This window comes from Natrinema pallidum DSM 3751 (genome assembly GCF_000337615.1).
In the GTDB taxonomy this organism is placed as follows: Archaea; Halobacteriota; Halobacteria; order Halobacteriales; family Natrialbaceae; genus Natrinema; species Natrinema pallidum.
Map to the genome: position 1 here is coordinate 14,359 of NZ_AOII01000004.1, position 18,562 is coordinate 32,920.

Annotated in this window: 9 protein-coding genes; 1 reads left to right on the forward strand and 8 read right to left on the reverse strand. The window is 58.1% G+C overall.

Translation table 11 applies throughout. The features are described 5' to 3' along the window. Window positions 1-11 precede the first annotated feature (11 nt). Both C487_RS00085 and C487_RS00090 read right to left on the reverse strand, forming a co-directional pair. Window positions 12-2,954, reverse strand: a complete 2,943-nt coding sequence (locus C487_RS00085; protein ID WP_006183607.1) for a DEAD/DEAH box helicase — start codon at window positions 2,952-2,954, stop codon at window positions 12-14. 42 nt (window positions 2,955-2,996) lie between these two features. Next, the gene (locus C487_RS00090; RefSeq protein WP_006183608.1) at window positions 2,997-3,512 is read right to left on the reverse strand and encodes a hypothetical protein; all 516 of its coding nucleotides are present in this window, start codon (window positions 3,510-3,512) and stop codon (window positions 2,997-2,999) included. Between the two features lie 130 nt (window positions 3,513-3,642). Between C487_RS00090 and C487_RS00095 the strand changes: the two genes are divergently transcribed. After that, complete coding sequence (locus C487_RS00095; protein ID WP_006183609.1) at window positions 3,643-4,686, forward strand: HNH endonuclease; 1,044 nt, start codon at window positions 3,643-3,645, stop codon at window positions 4,684-4,686. A gap of 18 nt (window positions 4,687-4,704) precedes the next feature. Here C487_RS00095 and C487_RS00100 read toward each other — a convergent pair whose 3' ends face one another. The 6 genes from C487_RS00100 to C487_RS21260 all read right to left on the reverse strand — a co-directional run bounded on the left by C487_RS00100 (window position 4,705) and on the right by C487_RS21260 (window position 18,521). Beyond that, complete coding sequence (locus tag C487_RS00100) at window positions 4,705-8,868, reverse strand: Eco57I restriction-modification methylase domain-containing protein (RefSeq protein WP_006183610.1); 4,164 nt, start codon at window positions 8,866-8,868, stop codon at window positions 4,705-4,707. A gap of 161 nt (window positions 8,869-9,029) precedes the next feature. After that, complete coding sequence (locus tag C487_RS21250; RefSeq protein ID WP_006183611.1) at window positions 9,030-9,959, reverse strand: phospholipase D-like domain-containing protein; 930 nt, start codon at window positions 9,957-9,959, stop codon at window positions 9,030-9,032. Window positions 9,960-9,983: 24 nt separating this feature from the next. Then, the gene (locus tag C487_RS00110; protein ID WP_006183612.1) at window positions 9,984-11,939 is read right to left on the reverse strand and encodes a hypothetical protein; all 1,956 of its coding nucleotides are present in this window, start codon (window positions 11,937-11,939) and stop codon (window positions 9,984-9,986) included. 12 nt (window positions 11,940-11,951) lie between these two features. Next, window positions 11,952-15,767, reverse strand: a complete 3,816-nt coding sequence (locus C487_RS00115) for a helicase-related protein (RefSeq protein ID WP_006183613.1) — start codon at window positions 15,765-15,767, stop codon at window positions 11,952-11,954. Between the two features lie 5 nt (window positions 15,768-15,772). Then, window positions 15,773-17,428, reverse strand: coding sequence for a hypothetical protein (locus C487_RS21255; RefSeq protein ID WP_206538372.1), 1,656 nt, complete (start codon window positions 17,426-17,428; stop codon window positions 15,773-15,775). Between the two features lie 73 nt (window positions 17,429-17,501). Next, complete coding sequence (locus tag C487_RS21260; protein WP_206538373.1) at window positions 17,502-18,521, reverse strand: hypothetical protein; 1,020 nt, start codon at window positions 18,519-18,521, stop codon at window positions 17,502-17,504. Between the last annotated feature and the right edge of the window lie 41 nt (window positions 18,522-18,562).

Here is an 18,562-nt window from a genome sequence, read left to right on the forward strand (position 1 = left end):
TGGAACTGTGATCAGCTCTTGAAGGCATCGACGACGACGGCCATATTCACGAGGTCGGGTTCATCAGGAACGACCTGTTCTTCCCCATCAAGCCGGGCCATCTCTGCATTTTTCTTCTCTCGTAATTCAGCAAGCTCGCTGCGGTGCTTTGCGAGTACCGCGCTCATATCTTCGCCTGCACGGTCACGCTTTTCGAACTGCTCGATTCGTTCTTCGAGATCTTCAATCCGGTATTCGAAGTAGTTCTTAGCGTGCTCTCGACGAATGCGGACCTCTCGCTCTCGGTCTGCGCGTGCTTCTTGTGCAAGGTCGTCGATGAGATCCCAAGCCACATCGTCTGCTTTCGAGACGAGCTGTTCAGCCTGCGCAGTTACAGTGCCAAGTGAGGGATGCCCGTCGAGAGCTGATGGGGGCAGCCCACCCGTAATGTGGATATTCTCGGACTTGGTCGTTCCATCAGGGGTGACGTAGACCTGTGCGAGCTTCTCAGTCACCGTATCACCGCTCCCCGAGAGATATCCAATCCGGTAGTGACAGAGGAGCCCAGGTGTCTTCAGTTCCTCTCCTCCGGTGAGAACGGCCGTCTGTCCACCAACTGCATCCGTATCCAGACAGTACGCCATCATTGCCCGGACCACGGGGTGGTCGAGTGTGATGAACTCCAGACTCTCGTCTGCAAGCGCGTTCTCCCGGTCGAAGGTTGCACCGTCATATCGACTCGCCACATTCTCACTGGTAATCCGGTCAGGAACAACAAGATCAAACACGTCATCACCGTCTTTGGCAGGGCCGGGACGAACGTTTTCGAGGCCACCGCCGAACTCTTGGCAGACGGTTCTGACGAGATATTCGACATCTTCGTCACTCACCGTATCAGCAGCACTCTCTTCGACGATATCGAGGATATCTCGATCTTCCTTGCTTAGGTCAAACTTATCGCGGATGAGGAGTTCCTCGTCGACGCGCCGGACGGTCTCTTCTTGATCCTCGGCGATGGCCTCAAGATCGTCGACGACAGCATCAGGGCTCTGGCCGGTCGCGAGTGCAGACATAATCTGCTCTTCGAGGTCGATGTCTTCGAGTACGAGCCCGAGGACGTCCGAGCTCATCCCGAGCGTTTCCTCGATCTCGTCGATTTTATCGAGAAGCCGCTCGAGGATGATGCTCTCACGTGTGTCCTTGAAGAACAGGTTCCGAATCTCGACAGTCTCCTCCTGCCCGTAGCGGTGGAGGCGCCCAATACGCTGATCTATTCGAGTCGGATTCCATGGTAGGTCGTAGTTCACCATGATATGGGCAAACTGCAGGTTCAGCCCTTCTCGAGCGGCGTCAGTCGCCAGCATCACGTTTGCCGGCCCTTCAAATTTCTTGAACTGCTGCTGGCGCTGAGACTGAGAGAGGTCGCCGTAGATTTCTGCGATATTCCTGTCCCCGAACACCCGTCCCTTGAGATACTCGAGCGTGTCTGTGTATTCAGTGAAGATGAGGATTTTCTCGTCAGGATCCTCCTCTAGAATCCCGTCGACGTACTTCTGCAATCGTTCTGCCTTCGAGTCTACTTGGATGGCTTTTGCCTGGTTGTAGAGGTCACGGACTATCGAGAGCTCTTCTTCGATCTTCTCCGGATCACTAGAGACAACGGCACCACCAAGCTCTTCTTCAACGTGTTCACGCTGTGACTCCGTGAGCATCTCGGGATCCTCCCGGTACTCATCGAGCAGGCTTTTCGTAACTGGGGAGAGATCCCCCGGGTCAGCACCACCTGCCTTGATGGACTCCATCCGGTTCTGGAGGGACTGCTGAATCGCGTAGATTGAAGAGACGAGGCGCTTCTGGTAGAGAACCATTGCGAACCCCGCAGCGTCGTTCTCTTCTCGGCTGGCGAGATTATAGTGCTCGGTGATGTACTCCGTGATGTCGTCGTAGAGCCGCCGTTCCTCTTCTGTAAACCCAACCGGGAGTGTCTGAATGTTCTTCTCGGGGAACATCGGCGATCCGTCGGCCTCGTACATCTCGTCCTTCAACCGACGGATCATCAGGTCTCGCAGTCCCTCTTTGTCGACGTCGTGCTCGTCGCGGAAGCGATAGGGGTCGAGTAGCGAGATCATGAAGTAGAACTGATCGCGCTTCCCGTTGTGCGGAGTCCCGGTGAGAAACAGCAGCCCGTCAGAGGTTTCAGAAACTGCCTCACCGACCCGGTAGCGGTCCGTCTTGTCGATCCCGCGTTTCCCCTCACGACGTGCCGTGAGGTGATGCGACTCGTCGAAGAGCGCGATGTCCCAGTCCTCTTGGACGTTCTTCAGGGCCGAGAGCACGTCCTCCTGCTTGGCGAAGTCGATGGAGGTGATAATGTGGTTCTCGTGCGACCAGACGTTCTCAGCGGGGTAGGCGTCTTTCTTGGCCTCGACGTAGTCGCGGTCGTAGATGACGTAGTTCGTGTCGAACTTCTCTCTGAGTTCTTCCTGCCACTGGGTTGTGAGCGGCGCCGGGGCAACAATGAGGACACGGTCAGCTTGGCCGCGGGCAGCGAGTTCCTCGATGACGATCGCCGCTTCGATGGTCTTTCCGAGTCCGACCTCGTCGCCGATGAGATAGCGATGGTCGTAGGAGGTGAGGATCTCGTGAGCAGCCTTCACTTGGTGGGGGGCAATGTCGATTCGATTGTTCTCCAGCGCGACGAATCGATCCTGCCGATGAGCGAGATCTAGTTCGGCCGCTCGAGTACGAAGGTTGAATCGCTGCGGGTCGTCGAACTCACCCTTCTCGAGGAGGTCGTCACTGCTGTCTATCAGGTCAACTACTGCAGCAGGAAGCTTCTTCGAGTCATCGTCATCGGTCAGGATGTGGAGGAGACACTGGCCCGATGGTCGATGATTGGCCTTAACGAGTTCGCCTTCACCGCCCGCAAAGCTGACACGGTCCCCAATATCAAACCCGCACGCGCAATCAGACACTATCGATTTCAGATGTGGCGGCCAGACTTAACTTCTCGCAAATTAGTTACCGTGCTCTCGAAGAGGACCGATCCGTGTTTTAATTTCTTCAACTTCAGACTCAGTCAACCGGTCATAGGCGTATGTATCAAGAGACCCATCCGGCTCTGCGATGATCAGATAATAGTTTGTGAATATGATGAAAAAGCGGTAATCGAGAGCATTGAAATAATCGAAGTACTGAGAAGAGATGTCCATCGAGGTTACAGAATTTCTCTCATGGTTAACATCATGCCTCTCACCCATCCACGTGCTTGCAAGTATACGGATTGAGTCAGTCGTCCGTTGTCGGATCACGAAATCAGCGACAAACCGGTCAAGCTCTGAGGATTCCTTCGGCTCCAGATACACCCGGTGCTCAATTCGGTCAGAATCATAGCCTACTTTCTCGAGAAAAGTCGTGCAACCAGATTCGAGCTTTTCCACTCCCCTCTCCGCGCTTTCTACCGTGTAATCCGCAGACGGCTCGAAGGCATATTGTTCGAGGAATGCTGCGATATTCTGGGAATCTGAACTCATTATTGAATATATGAATTCATGGATCCAAATATATTGACGGGTTGCTGAGATGGGAATGGACCTGACCCTAGTACCGCGATTGAACGGTCCATGCAAATGCATTTCAAATACTGGTGACCAGAGTGACGGTATGCAGCGCGCGTTCCGCGTTGGCGAGGCCTATCGGGACACGGGAAGCTTCAGGAGCTCGGAGGACCAGTTTCTGCGGTGGATCCGCGGTCCACTGAGTAGCGGAATCAAAAACACAGGTGGAATCCGCGACCTCGGTGCGAATCACTCGGAGATACCCGCGGCGCTAATCCTCGTCTCCAACGATGCGGGCGTCTCACAGCACGACGACCCGTGGGAGGACACGCTTGCGGTCAACGCTGGCTACGTGAGCTACTGGGGAGATGCGAAGAAGGATCTCCGGTATGACGAGTCGGCACAGAACCGGAAAATCAAGGATGCGTTCGACAGGATGGCCTCGGGACGACGTGAGGAGGTACCCCCCGTACTGGTGTTCCGGAAGCCTGAGAGCGGCGTCGTCGAGTTCTGTGGGCTTTGCGTCCCGGATCACTTTGAGGTGCGCACCTATCAGGACGATTCGGGAGAACAGATACCGAACTACCGCTTTCACTTCTCGATTCTCAACACACAAGCCGTTCCAGTCTCGTGGCTCCACAAGCGTGCGCAGACGAGCGACGACGACCAGGCGCCCGAAGTCTGGAAGCAGTGGGTCAGGGAAGGAGAGGTCGCCCAGTGGCCGACTGGCGAACTCCTCGATACGAAAGGAGAGGTTCGGCGCTACGAAACGACCAAGACGATGGTGAGTAAAGCGTTTCGGGAAGAGACGTTCAAACGGTACGGGCATGCCTGCGCGATGACCGGTATCCGTGAGGAGTCGCTACTGGACTTGGCGCACATACTGCCACAGAGCCAGCACCCCGACCTCGCAGAGCATGCGGAGAACGTGCTCGTTCTGAACTCGCTCCATCACCGAGCGTTCGACGCCGCGCTGTTCACGGTCGACAGTGAGTATCGGATTCGGACAAGTCCATCTTTCGAGCCTGCACATCCGTTTCTGCGGGAGACGATCACCGAGAAAGAGGGCAATCCGATTGCGTTCCCACCGGGCGTTCAGGTGCGGCCGGGATTCCTCGAGGAGCTGAATGCCGGCCTGTCGTGGTTGTAGTGTTGCGGTATACGCAGGTCAGTCGTCGGCGACCGCTTCTTCCACAATCTCGATCTCCTCGTCAGTTAGGTCGTAGAGATCGTAAACGATCTCGTCGATGAGCTGGTCAGTCTTCTCGATCTTCGCGTCCAGTTCATCCGCACGCTCGCGGTTCACAACGTAGCGCCGGAGATCGTCCCCGATGTCGTCTGTATCGGGCAGCGTCATCGCCTTCAGTCGGTCCACCAAGGAGTTCGTCTTGGTGGCAGTCTCCCGAAATCCAGCGAATCCCCCGGCCTTGTCGACTGCAACGGGAACAAACGCTTCGACCAGCGTAGCCTCCTCGTCGCTCAGGTTGGTCACGCTGAAGACCGTCTCGTAGTCGGTTTCCCTATACCCCCATTGGTCAGTCTCGTACTCGTCTTCATTCTCAGGCTTGTAGCGTGCGGTCGCCTCGACGATAACAGTGTCACCTTCAAGTACGGTACGGACATCACCGACTCTGAGGTTTTCATAGTCCTCACTCGTAGCATCGAGATACTCGGGGCTGGAAGGCTGGAAAATACCGATGTCGGGGAGGTTTAGACCTTCTTCATAAGTGCCGAGGTAGTCAAGGAGTTCAAGATTGATGGAATTACGGTCGTCCAAATGGGATTTTTGTTCCTCTGCAACTCTCACGAGCAGATCATGGACAATCTCCGTATCGTCGCTAGTATACTCGAAGATAGCTGATAGCATCTTCTCTCGGTCCATCTCCCCGTCTAGCAGAGATTGGTACTCAGAGAATAATGATTCAACGGTGCTGTTCCGTTCAGTCTCGGGTAGGTCGAATTGCACATCCCGAATCGGGAGTTTTTCGAAGTGCGCTACCCGCAATTTCGGGAATAGTTCGTCATTCTCGCTATACTTTTCTCGGAACCAGAACACAGAGGCCTTCGACCCGAGTAGTGCGAGTGCATACAGAAGATCTATTTCTTGATCCCCCTGTAGAGCGATGTAGATTCCACGGTCGACAACAAACTCCTCACTAATCACGTCTACTTGGAATCGCTCACCGAGGATTTCTCGGAGGAGTAGACGCTTCCCCTCGAAGAATCTCTTCTCGCGGGGTTCCGCGAGCCAAGGACCATAGCTAATCCAAGTATCTCCCTCCCACTGTATGCTGTACCGAGAGAGATGTTTTCCCTTCAGTTCTGGTACGTACGTATCGTCCTCTTTTTTGTCCGCGTGATAGGCTCTATCATCGATAATCTCTTGATCCTGTTGGCTGTGGTGGTACGGTCCTACTCCTCGAACAGTCTCGTACAGGGAACCGAGATTTCGCGAGCGGCTCTCTATCTGGTTTAATATTGGAGCGACTGTACTATGGGTATAAACTACATATCCGTCTTCCTCTCTCAAAAGAGAACTGGAAAATTCGTCGTTAATCTCGACTTGAGCATCGTCATCCATCTCGCCACGGAGGAAGGGATCTTCAAACCCGTCTGAGCGCTCACCGATATAGATGAGATGTTCTGCACCAACTTCTGGGAACGCAGATTGGGGGCTATGGATAATCTTTCGGGGCTGATTCTCTATTAACAAGAATTCCCTAATTTTGGGAGTTCGATAGTTCGCCAGCCAAGGATCAGGTACAATGAATCCAATCGGTGATCCCTTTGAGAGCATATCCATCCCTCTTTCGAGGAATAAGGTGTAGAGATCAACCTGATACTCGGCAGTTTTGAACTGTTCGTTGTAGTAGTCCGCTTCTGCAGGCTTCCCTTTCATTCGTCCTACATTCACCCAAGGCGGATTCCCGATCACTGCATCGAACCCGGCATCCGCTTTCCGCTCTCCATCTTGGTCGTAGAACGCCATCGGGAATTCCAGTTCCCAGTGGAAGAAGTGGTCGTCTTCGGCCATCGCCTGCGCACTCTTGAACCAGTCTTGTTGCTCTATTTTCTCCCACGCATCGCTGTGGAGCGCACGTGCCATTCGCTCGTCGGCGTCACCGGGTACGTCGAGTCCGAACGCGTTGGCGGTGTGGACGTTGGCCATCGCGAGGAGTTTCTTGTAGAGCGGGTCGGCGCGAACGTCGTCGTACACTGCCTCCATCTCCTTTGCGTCTTCTAGCGTCTCGTTGTCGATGTTGAGCAGGTCTTGGAAGCGATCGGTGACGTGCTCCATTGCCCGCTGGCGCGTGTGGTCGAACGACTGCTGGAGTGTTAGCTGGCCGTCCCCTGTGGCGTCATCGTCGCCATTGGTCAGCACGTCCTCAATGTCACTCCCGACGAGCGAGTTCCCAGTCTTGAGGTGGTGGTCGAGGAACGCGAGCGGCTGCTCCGCAGCGAGCGTCCGCAGCCAGAGAGAGACCTTCGCCAGCTCGGTCGCGAGCGGATTGACGTCGACACCGTAAATACAACGTTGTGCGACCTTCCGGCGCGCCCAATTGATATCTCGGAGTTCGCCCTCCTCCGTGGTTGGCGGTCGAATCTCAGCATCCTCGGCGTCGATAGCTTGACGGTCCTGCTCCTCTTGGGCGTCGATGATCTCCCGCGCGAGGTAGTCTACCGCGTTGACTGGGAAGTGACCACTCCCCATTGCGGGGTCCAACACAGTGAGGGCGAAGATCCGTTCGGCAAACTCGTCGGCAAACCCTCCTTCCCGGCTGTGAGTCGTATCCGCGCTCTGGGACATGAGGTCCGAGCGTATTTCGTCGACCAGTGGCCCGAGCGTCTCGTCGACGATGTACTCGACGACGTACTCGGGGGTGTAGTACGACCCTGTGGCCTTGCGCTCCCCATCGTCAGTTCGAAGATACACCTCGCCCACCTCGACGGTGATATCGTCGTCGTCTCCGGCAGGGGTGTACTCACCATCGTCGACGGTCAACGGTTCGTCGGCCACGTCGAGTTTGTACTCTAGCAGCCCCTCATAGATCGATCCGAGATTCCGCTCGTCGAGCGACGAATAGTCGACGAATACCTTCCCCTCGCCGTCAGAGGCCTCGTGGCGAGTGAGTAATTCAATGACTTCCGCGAGATAAGCGTCGCCGGCCTTGTAGTTTGAGAGGAACTGTGACTCGACACTATCGTCGTTGTCTGGACTCGTTCGGAACAAACCACCATTGTACGCGGGGATGTAGAGATCCTTTTTCGGAATGCCCTGTCCTTGGCTACCCTCGTCGATCAGGACGAAGAGCTCCTCGAGCCGGTCCCAGAGATTCGTTTGCCAGGTCTGATAGTGTTGCTGGGTCGCGTCACGGTTCTCGACGACCGTCTGTTTCAGTTCGTTCAGACTGTAGCTCCCGCTGTAGATCTCGTTATCCGTAGGGAGCAGGTTCCGTCCCTCGCTTTCGGCGTAGAGGACAAAGATGAGCCGGTAGAGGTAGATGAGTGAACTATCGTGGATCAGATCTAGGTCATCTTCATCGAGGTCATCATTCGTGTCGAGGAATCCCTCTGCGAGTACGCGAATCGCCTCGTAGATGTTCTCTTGGAGGTCCTCACCAAGTTCCTCAGCGAAGACGCTCGACTCGTCATACACGTCGTCGAGGAAGCAGTCGCCGGTCTGGTCAGGGAGGAACGCTTCCTGACGGAAGAACAAGTAGAACTCCTTGAACGCTTCAAAGTCACCCTCGCTGTCGGCGACATCGAGGAGTTCTGGCAGATCGATCTCGTAGTAGGAGTCCAGTCGGTGACTCGTCGGCCCGTAGTAGAGCCGCCACTTCTTGCCGTTCGTGAGGACCGCCCACTGGGTTGGTGTTTCCTGGAGATAGCGGTGGATCTGATAACTCGGGTTCTCGAAGTCACGTTTCTCTTCCCCACGTGTGTCGAGCTTTCGGCCCCATCGCTTTGCGTCGGCGACGGCGATCGACTCCTCGTAGAAATTCTCACGGTCGAACGCAGCGTCGACCGCTTCCTCGCTCGGGAAGAAACCGTAGTCGGGCCGTCGAGCGTTTCGCATGACTGTCTCCTCAATCTCGAACGGGATACCGAGGATGTCGAAAATTGGCCGAATAAAGTTCTTCTCTAACTGTGCCTCATTGTAGTCGTCGACGCGCTCCTGTTTCTCGGCCCAGAGGTCGTTGATCTCCTCGAAAGCCATTTCCACATCGTCGTCTGGAACGTCGTTCCAAGGCTCTGTCTCTCGGAGATGGTCTTCGAGATAGTGGTTCGAAAACAGGTCGCGGTTTGTCCGGTATGTGCTGGAGTCCGTCATTTGGTGGCTAAAGGGATGGATACGACAGCGAAGCTATACTGTAGTCGCTATTTCCCTTACAGTTAATACTTTTCAACGGCCGTGAAACACGATGCCGTCCGGCGAATCGGATGGCGTGTTAACGTCGATATCGTGCGATGCTTGACGGAGAAAGTGGATCATCAGATATCGACACGGATCGCGCTCGCGGAGTCAAGAAGGCACGTACAGAGCTCTCGGAAGGGAGTGACCTTCGCACCCTCGAGAAGCACGCCAAGCTCGAGGTACCGATTGAACCCATAATCGGTGACGTTAGCGCTCCCGATATACGCAGCTCGGGAGTCAAACAACATCACCTTCGCGTGGAGGGTAAACTGCGGGTTCTCCCCATCTTGTGTTCGCTCCTCCATCGGGGTGCTGTCATCCCAAACTGTGTAGTCGACGAGTGAGACGCGTGAAGCGACCCCCTGCTCCGCAACGCGGTCCATGAACGACTGAATGACATGGTAATTGTGCGACTCTGTATCCGACAGATAGCGCGTGACGATCGTCAGGTCGACCCCCCGTTCGAGTGCATCAAGGAGCACGTCGGCCAGACGACCGAAGCCTTCCCCCTCGAAAAACGGGGAGAGTAGGATAATCTCGCTGTCACAGCGTTTGATCTGGCTGGCCAGCGTCGAGAGCAGTCCATCCATCCCGAACGAGGCGGCAGTCGTGCCACTGAATGCGGGATCGTCAGGGAATGTTATCAGTGGCGTTACTGTTGTCGTCGGGACTCGCTCCTGATGGGCCGCCAGTATGCGAATTGACTCCTGGGCACGCTCGAGAACTTGGCGGGTTCGCGTGGCGTCGACGGTAAAGCGGGTTTCCACCAGATCGGTTTCGTAGGACTCTCGCTGGACAACATCACACTGCAGAAACTGGCGGAAGAGGTCGGTTGCAGCCTCCCGACTCAGTCTCGTATCGCGCGCGACAGCAGCAGGAGAAAGACGCTCGCCTCGGCCCGCAGCGACGAGGAGGAGGCCTTCCAGTTCATCCAGAAGTGTCTCATCGTGCTCCGCAATATCGGCGATCGCAAGCGTCCGATCAATGGCTAGATGTTGGCTGGACATAGGTTGAAACGAGAGGCAGGAAAACTACAGTCGCCAGAAACCCTCGATAGATCGGTCCGTGTTGGGTCGGCTCCCGAACAGATAGTCCCGACAGAGGACCTGGTTGAAGTACGAACAGCTGATCTCGCTCACGTGGAGACAGGACAGACAGGCTCCGTCACGCTGTGAACAGACCGGGTCCATCATGCACTCATTCCCGTGGGCTTTCGCCTGGCCCAGGAGATCGTCCAGTTGCTGTTCGACCATGGTGGTCATCCCGCCGATGTTGAACTCCTCCCGGTTATTGGTATAGATCACCAGTGACAGCGCGCGCGGGAAGAGGAACTCGCTCAGATTCGTCCGGTCGAACCCGCTGATGGTGCTCGCTTGCTTCAGTAGGATGTGTGAGAGCGTGTGCAGCATCTCGAAGACGTACTTTGTCACCTGGCCCTCAACGGTGTCATCAGTAGTGGTCTCGAACCGACCGTACTGGTCGACGGGGTCGAGATGATTCAGCAGGAACGCCCACTGCTCGGCCTCCGAGAGCTCTTCGATAGCTGCTCGTGCTCGATCGATGTCGGCCTGCTCCGGGTTCTCTGGGAGTGTGGGAAGCGTGATGCTCCCTCGAACTGCGTCTTCGTCACTGGTACCAGGGATGTTGACGGCCAGCCAGAGTAACACCGCGGCTGGGTCGAGGTCGAACTGTGTCGCCTCGGTTTCTGAGGTGTCGACGAAGATCGGGGTCCCGTCGCCGCTGCTTGCGTTCTGGGAGAAGGCGTTCAGCCGAGCTTCATCCTCCTCACGGCTACCACGCGTGTACCCGTAGACGAACGTCTGAACAGGGAAATCCTCAATAACGCGAACGTCCCTGAACCCGAGACGCTCGATGTTGTTGGTGTAGGTCGAGATCTTGTCGGCCTTCTGTGGGAACCCCTCATTGCGGGCGTCGGCCTCCAGCTCGTCGATTGTGTGGGCGGTGAGTTCCTCGAGACTGAGCACGTACTGGAGGAGTTCGTCACCGGCGTTAGTCATCTCCTCGGCATTCTCGCCTGCGTCCAGGTCGATCAAATCTGTGATGACTTCACCGACGGTCTGGCTGTCGATTTCGCCATGCTCACGGAGCCACTCTTCAGCCTCGGCCAGCGATTCGACCTCGGATTCGTTCTGGTAGACCTCGATCTTCCGGTCGTCATCTATTTCGGCACCCTCGATCCCCTCATTCATGTCGACGGCCTGCAGCGGAGAATCAGAGAGTCCGAGGTGCTTGGCGAGTGCCTTACGTGAGCCGTCCTCGCTTCCGCGGAGGTGCCCAATCCCCGAGGTGTGCAGGTTCACAGTCGTCAGGTAGTGTGGGTAGTACGTCGAGCCCGCACGATGGACGGTGGTGTACATCTTGTCCTCGTCCGGGTCGTCTTCGTACGCCGGTGGGACATAGTCGCAGCCGCAGTTCTGGTAGTAGCTTACCCGAGTGTCCCACCCACAGATGTTACAGCGCCATTTGAAGTTCTGCGCGCGCTGACTGTCCTGAGTGTCAAGGACGATGTGCTGATCGCCGTGCTCGGGGCACTTTTGGGGGTACAGCCGCCTGATTTCCCCGCAGCTGTGGACGCTGGCGAACTGGTACTGCTTCAGATCACCGTTGCAGCCCGATCGCTGGCACTTCAGCGCTTGGTTTTTTCCGTTGAGATCATCCGCAGAGTAATACCCATGGGCCTTCTGACAGCTCGTGCAGTAGAACGTCGTCGGGAAGGGGCGGGCACGCACCTCTTCGGGGGCGGCAAAGTCATAGTGCGACGGGTTGTTCGAGGTGAATCCCTGTTCATCGCCGTCCCAGTTCTTCGCCCTGGCGAACACGCGGTCGACGATGTAGTCCCGGTCCACTTGGCCGCTTGCGTCAGTAGTTTCGAGGCGGTTCACCTGCCAGATGCCGCGCTTGTCGCTGTAGTCGAACGTGTTCCCGGGAAGGAACTGATACAGGATCTGATGGCGGCTACGTTCCATACTCATCGTTGATCACCGGTTGTCCATGGTCTCGAAGATTTCTCGGTAGCGGTACTCAGACCGGATTGGGAGTTGCTCGTCGACGTCCCGAAGGCTGCGCATCGGCGAGCGCTTGATGCGGCCGCTCGTCCACTGGTCATCGTCGAGGCGGAGCTGCGAGAGAGCCTCTTTGGTAAGATCCTCGATATCGCCCCGGAACTCCTCGTGGTCGTCAGGGTCACCGAACATCCCCAGCATCTGCTGGCGGAGTTCGCCCTCGTCGACGGAGTCAGCGAACCCCTCGGCGTTATCACCGAAGTAGAGGTTCCCGCTGCCGTCACGGTACATATAGTGGTTGAGCAGCAGCCCCATGAACAGACCCGGATGGGTCTGTTTGACGCTGTTTTTCGCCCAGCGGTTGATCGGGACGGGCTCGACCAGCCGATCGAGGAAGGCGTGGTACTTCTCGAAGAAGTGGTAGTGACTCAGGTCACGCTCCCGGATGGGGTGTGCAACGTTAAACACGAGGCCAGGGCGCGACCGACCTGCACGGGAACTTGCCTGGATGTATTCAGCAGTCCCGCGAGGCATCCCGAAGAACGTCATCATATTGAACCGGTCAACGTCAACCCCATGGGCGATCATGTTCGTCGCCGTAATCGTATTGAGTCGACTCGCCAGCAGCCAGGCGAGTGCCTCGCGCGTATTTTCACTCGCACGGGCGCGCTCGACGTCGAACTGATCGCTGTCAATGACCTCGTTCTCCTCGTCGAGGCTAGCCTCGAGCGTGCTCCGAAGCGAGAGGACGGAGTCTGTCACGTCCTCCTCGACCACCCCTCGATCAATCAGGTGGTTGAGGATCTGTTCGTCGGCTTCCTCGTCCCAGGGGTTCTCCACGACGTCCAAGACCTCCATGATGGTCTCGAACCCGGTCCCACCGGTCATCCGCTCGGAGGCCAGCGGCGGTCGGCCGTCTTCTTGGAGATAGGTGTCGAGCTGGGAGACGATGGACTGATCCAGTCGGTCTCCGTCTTTCTTCGAAAGCAGATAGGTGATGCTGGTGCTGTAGTAGCTGAGCAGGGCCAGCACCTCGTCGATCGAGTCGGCCTCGAGCGGCGCTGTTGTGTCCGTCCCCTCGAGTGCAGCACCTGTCAGCACCTGAGTCGGGTCGTTCAGTGACCTGCGGAACAGGTTCTGTATCTCCCGGTGGTAGTAGAACAGGAGATCGATGATGGAGTTGATGTGGGTTTTCCCGTGGGGTACCAGTCCGATGTAGTAGCGTTGGGTCTCTGCGCGCTCCTGTGCGTAGAAGTTCTCGCGCAGGTACGGGCCCGGAGAGGGGAAGCGCTCGGCTGGCCGCATGAACAGGTTATGCACCTGATCTTCGAATCCGGTGATGGTCGCTGTCGGCGCAATCACCTTCGTCTTCCCGGCCTCGACGAGCTCCTGTAGCTCAGCAACCCCGGTCTCGTAATGGCCGTCGAAGCTCCCCATGCTCTCTTCCAGCAAGTGGAGTTCGTCGGGGACCATTAGCGACGGCGCAGGGTCGTAGGGTTCGACCGGACGCGCCATGTCGGAGAAATCGTCCTGGTCGATCGGACAGCCGTACTTCTCGGTGCACTCACCGAGGCTTGCGAACCCATGAATGGGGCACTCGAGCGTCATTTCGCCCGTAATGAGGTGAGCGAACTTCCGCTGATACCCGATGGCCGTGATCTTGTCGATCGTACCTGCGAGAATGGTCGGCGCGTACCGGTAGAGCTCGTTGTCGACGACGTGGACCGGGAGTTCCTCCTCGGCGTACGTCTCACTGGTGTCTAGTGAGCGCGACTGCCACGGGCAGTCGAAGCTGCTCCCCGTACAACAGTGAGTCAGCCGATGGTCGTCCTCGGTGACCTGGACCTCAACATCCGCGCCGCAGGCCGGACAGCTGGGAACGACTTTCGCCTCACGCCGGAGACTCTCTCCAGATGGGCCCTGATACCGCTGATGGTTGTTGTTGTCGTACCCGGTGAGAGCGTTCGGCGTGTTCGCCTTGCCGACGAGATAGCCCATCGAGAACGGGCGGGAGGGGTAAGAGCCGATATCTGACTGTTCGCGGCGAACAAGGTCGGCGTACATCACCGTCTCCGTCATCCGCTGGAACTGCTGGAGCGAGAGAAGCCGGAGCGGGAACTTCGTCCATGTGGTCACGCCGAAGTTCTTCCCACGGAGCCGGTCGAAAAACATACTCCAGACGGCGACCCCGAGGAACGCTTCGGTTTTCCCACCGCCCGTCGGGAACCAGAGCACGTCAACGACATCGAGGGGCGAATCGGCGTCCTCCGCGCGGTCCTCGGTCGACCCATCGCGCCAGTCGACCTCCGCCCACTCCTCGTACTCACGGCTAGCAACGTCGGGCACCTCCATGACGATGAACACCAACTGGAAGAGGCGCCAGCCGGGGAACTCGTGCATCCGGTCCATCGCCTCATTCATCAGTTCGAACGCGCGGCCGACTGTTTCAGGGTGCTGACGGAGGCACTCGATCCCTCGTTCGAAGCGCTCGATCTCGCGCTCGAACGCGTCACGGTCATCGTTGAAGTCGGCGAGATCGCCCGTCTCGGGGTCGTCGTCCCAGTCTTCACGCTCACGATACTGTTCGAGAGCGGCGTCGTACTCATCGCGGAGGTACTGCCGCATCTCGGCGGCGATTTCGTTGAGGGTATCCAGGCCGCCGTTTTCTAGGTCAGCGAGCACCTCGAACGCCGTGTTGGCGTCGCGATCTGCGGATTCGTAGACGAGCTGGCGGTACTCCGGGATGAACTGCGTCTCCAGGCGATTCGCCGTCGGTGCTGCATCAGGTGCGCGGCGGCCAGGCGGGATGCCGTCCTCGTCCACCTTCTGGTCGTCGCGTTCAGGGGCAGTAACTGTGCAGTTACGCCCGTGGCCCCAGAGGTCGCGGTTGTACCGGAAGTCCTCGGGGAGTGGGTCGAAGGTGAAGGGGACGAACTCGAGATCGCCTCTCGTCTCCAGTTTGAGCCCTACCTCGAACAGGGTCGGGTCCCGGATGGTGTAGATAGCGTCGTCGCGCGACTGGACTGCCTCGTTCGCAATTTCGAAGTCGACGATGGTACTGTCATCACCGTTCTCCTCGTCAGCCATTACCTCGACGGTCAGGCTAGCGTGCCAGTCGGGGAGAGCAGGAGACCCCTCAGCAGCGCGTTCAGCGAGGTAGCCACGGAAGCTTACCTCGTCTTCTAGCGCGGCCGGCGGGACGGTGTCGTCATCGTCTGTCTCAGCGTAGAGGTCGTAGTTCTCCCGAGCATACTCACGGGCGTCAGCAAATGCCGTCTGGAACGCTTCCCGAGCACGCTCTTGGATGACATCCGGAGTAGTCCGCCTTGGCGTTTGGAGCACGGCTGACGGGATCTTGATCGGGGGCACATCGAGCTCGATCCGTTCGAAAACCGGGAGCAAGCTGTCGCCCTCGTCGTCTTCGTCGCGGTCCCCCAGTGCGACGAAGGAGTCCCGGTTCACCATCTCGTCGTACGTGGGGTTAACGCGAACCCACACGCTCGCGTTGACCGAAAGGGTCAGCTCGTCGCCTTCGGTGCCGCCTCGTACGCGAACGGTGGCGCCGAGGCCGGTCGGCTGCATCTTCGACTGCAGGTCGTCGTCCGGATCGTCTAGCTGATCCTCGCTTTCAGGCGCCAGCGCGCCCGCGAAGAATCGATCGCTGGGGAAGTCCCGCTGGACACGCTCGTCGATGTCGCCACGAGCCTGTTTCAGCACCGTCTCGCGGAGGTGCCGGGCGATGCGTTCGTCATCAGCCGGGGGTTCAGTCCCGGCACTGCTTCCTATAGACATACTGATCACTCTGTAATCCGGTCGAGCTGGTCGTCTGAGATGATGGTAGGCATGATTGTGGGAGCGAGGGCGTTGATGCTCCGGGATACAACCTCGGCTGTTATAAGGTCCGTGTCCTTGAGACTCGTGCCGTACTCGCCGACGTAGTCGCGGTACATGGTGATGGTGTAGAACACCATCGCGAGTTCGTAGTGCTGCTCGACGAACTCTTTCCACGTGTCCTTGACGTTGCGCTCGACGATGAACGACCGGAGTGCGGCAGCGTCCATGTTGATCGTGAGTGAGAGGCCACTGATGGTGCCATCCTGACTTGGGTCGAGGTGTATCAGCGTGTGTTCGTCGAAGTTCCTCGCATCGTCTGCGTTGAACTCCTCTGGGTTAATTGGCTCACCATCGTCGTTGGTTCGCCAGTTCTTTTCGTGAACGTACGCGATGTCGGGCATCTCGAAGCCCCAGTCGTCGGTGACACCGTCGTTGCCTGCCGTCCCTTCGCGGTCGCTCGCGCTGGCGCCGTCGTCACCGGACGTGTCGGTGGTGTCTCCCTCGCCGTCGCCGTCGCCGTCGCTCTCGCTCTCGGAAGGGGAGTGCGAATTGTCTGTCGCCTCGACGTACTCGAGTTGGCAGCGTGCGGTGAGTGAGGCAGTATCGACGTTCACGCCGCCGTCGGTGGCGACGTCGGCCTCCACACGTTCCGGATAGGCGTCCGCCGGGTCGTCGACCGATGAGCAGTCGCGCGGGTCCGGCCGGGTCAGCTCGACCGACAGGGCTGTCTCCTTTCCAGGATCGGCGTCTTCGGGCGGGTCCACGGTCAGCGTGAGCAGACCGTCCTGAAGCTCGATCGCGCGGAGCTGCTCGGGACACGAAACCTCGAGCGTGCCCGAGAGGACGTCCCGGGCGAGGTAGTCGTTCTGAGCGTCCGTGGCGAACCGGACTGTCGCCGATCCGTTGACGGGGGTCTCAACGGGCATGGGCTCGTCGGCCTCCCAGAGGACGTGCTCCTCGCTCCCGGGGTTATACTCCTCGATGGGGACGAGGAAGGTCGGGAGCTTCGGCGCGTGCGGCGCGTCGCCTCCGTTTTCGTCACCACCCGAGGTGTCAGTGTGGTCGGAAAGGTTGTCGTCGGCGGACTCAGGCGCGGACTCGTTCCCACCGTCACTCGGACGGATGCGGGGTGCGCGGATCCGTTCGCCGGTGGCCATGAAGTTCCCGACCTCCGGGTTCCGCTCGATGAACTCGGCGAACGTATCGGTGTCGGTCGCCGGTTCGGCGTTTCCACGCTGGGCCCGTCGGCGTTCCTCTTCATCGGTGAGCAGGTCACTTCCTTCGAGGGCGTCTTCGAGGGCGTTGAGGAACTTGTTGGCCTGCGGAGAGTCCTTCAGCGTATCCCGCGACGGGCTGAACATGTTCACCATTCCGAGGTTCGCGAGATCGTCGAACTCGGCGATAACGACGGTGTCTGAGGCGACCTTCGAGTACCCCAGCGACTTCAGGAAGTACTCACCCTTGCTCCCGTGGGTCTGGCCGTTGATGGTGAGCATCACGGCGTGGTCCTTCTGGACCCCTGTACGTCCAGTAGCGTCTTTGTGCGTCGAAGTACCGGACACGAACTTACTCTTCTCGTCGGCGGCGTCACCGAGGTCGTCGTCTTTGAACAGCAGCACGGTGATGTCTCGCTCGCCCAGCGTTTCCGAGTCGGTATCGACGGTGAGATGCTCTCTTCCTTCGAGGAGGTGCTCATTCCCGTCCTCCAGTTCTTGCAGGAACCCTCGCGTGGAACTTTGGGGGAACTTCGAGTGAGTTATACCGGAGGTCGGTCAGCTGGATGGGGTACGGTGAGTCGACGACTGACCGCTCGAACTTGTGCCGGAACCCTTCATCGCCGCTTATCATCGTTCGCGATGCGTTCGTCTGGTAGTCGTACACCTTGACGAAGGCGCCGTGGCTCTGCGGATCGGGCGTTGTCGTGTTCTTCTCGAAGTCGTACTTCTCAGGGTAGTTCTCGCGGAATTTATCCGTGAGCGCCCCACCGAACGTCCCGTCGAAGATGGGGAACCCGCCGTTCACCGTAAGATACTCCACCTGACTCTTGCGAGGCTTGTCGTGTATTAACGTCCACGACCACTCGCCCGGCTCATGAACGGACGCACTTGCGATGAACTTGAACGCCCGCTCGTTATACTCCTCTTCGATGTTTCCGGCGAACTGCATTACGGCGGTGCTCCCCATACCGTACTGCCCCTGCAGGAAGGCGTACTTCTGCTTCTTCAGTCCGGGTGCGTGCAGCCCGACGAAGTCGTCGAACTCCGAGCGGGCTTTCCCCTTGCCGTTGTCGCGGACCGTGAGGTTGAGCAAATTCCCCTCCTGCGGTGCGTAGCCGTCGGCGATTATCTCGAGTTCGGCGACGTCGAGGTCAACCCAGTCCGACTGTGCGGCTTCCTTCATCGAGGAAGCGCTCGGGTCGTCGCCGACCGCGCGGGCCTCCTCGTAGAAGCGAAGGGTGAGTGAGTCCTCCGCGTTCAGCGGCAGTTCCGAGAACGCCGCCATCGGAGAACTCGCCTGCGTGTAGACGTCGGAGTAGTTGTTCTCGTCGTTACCGAGGGGTACCCAGTTGATTTCGTACGCTTCCCCCAACTCAGAGAGGGCTTCCTCCAGTTCGTCGATGACCGCTCGGACCTCGTCAGGGCTATCTGCGGTGAGTAGCCGTTCGGCGTACGCCTTGGAGGTAGATCCTGAGAGCCGCACGGGCTCGGTCATGCGTTTCCACGCTCCACGGGACAGAGGGCGGAACTATTGTT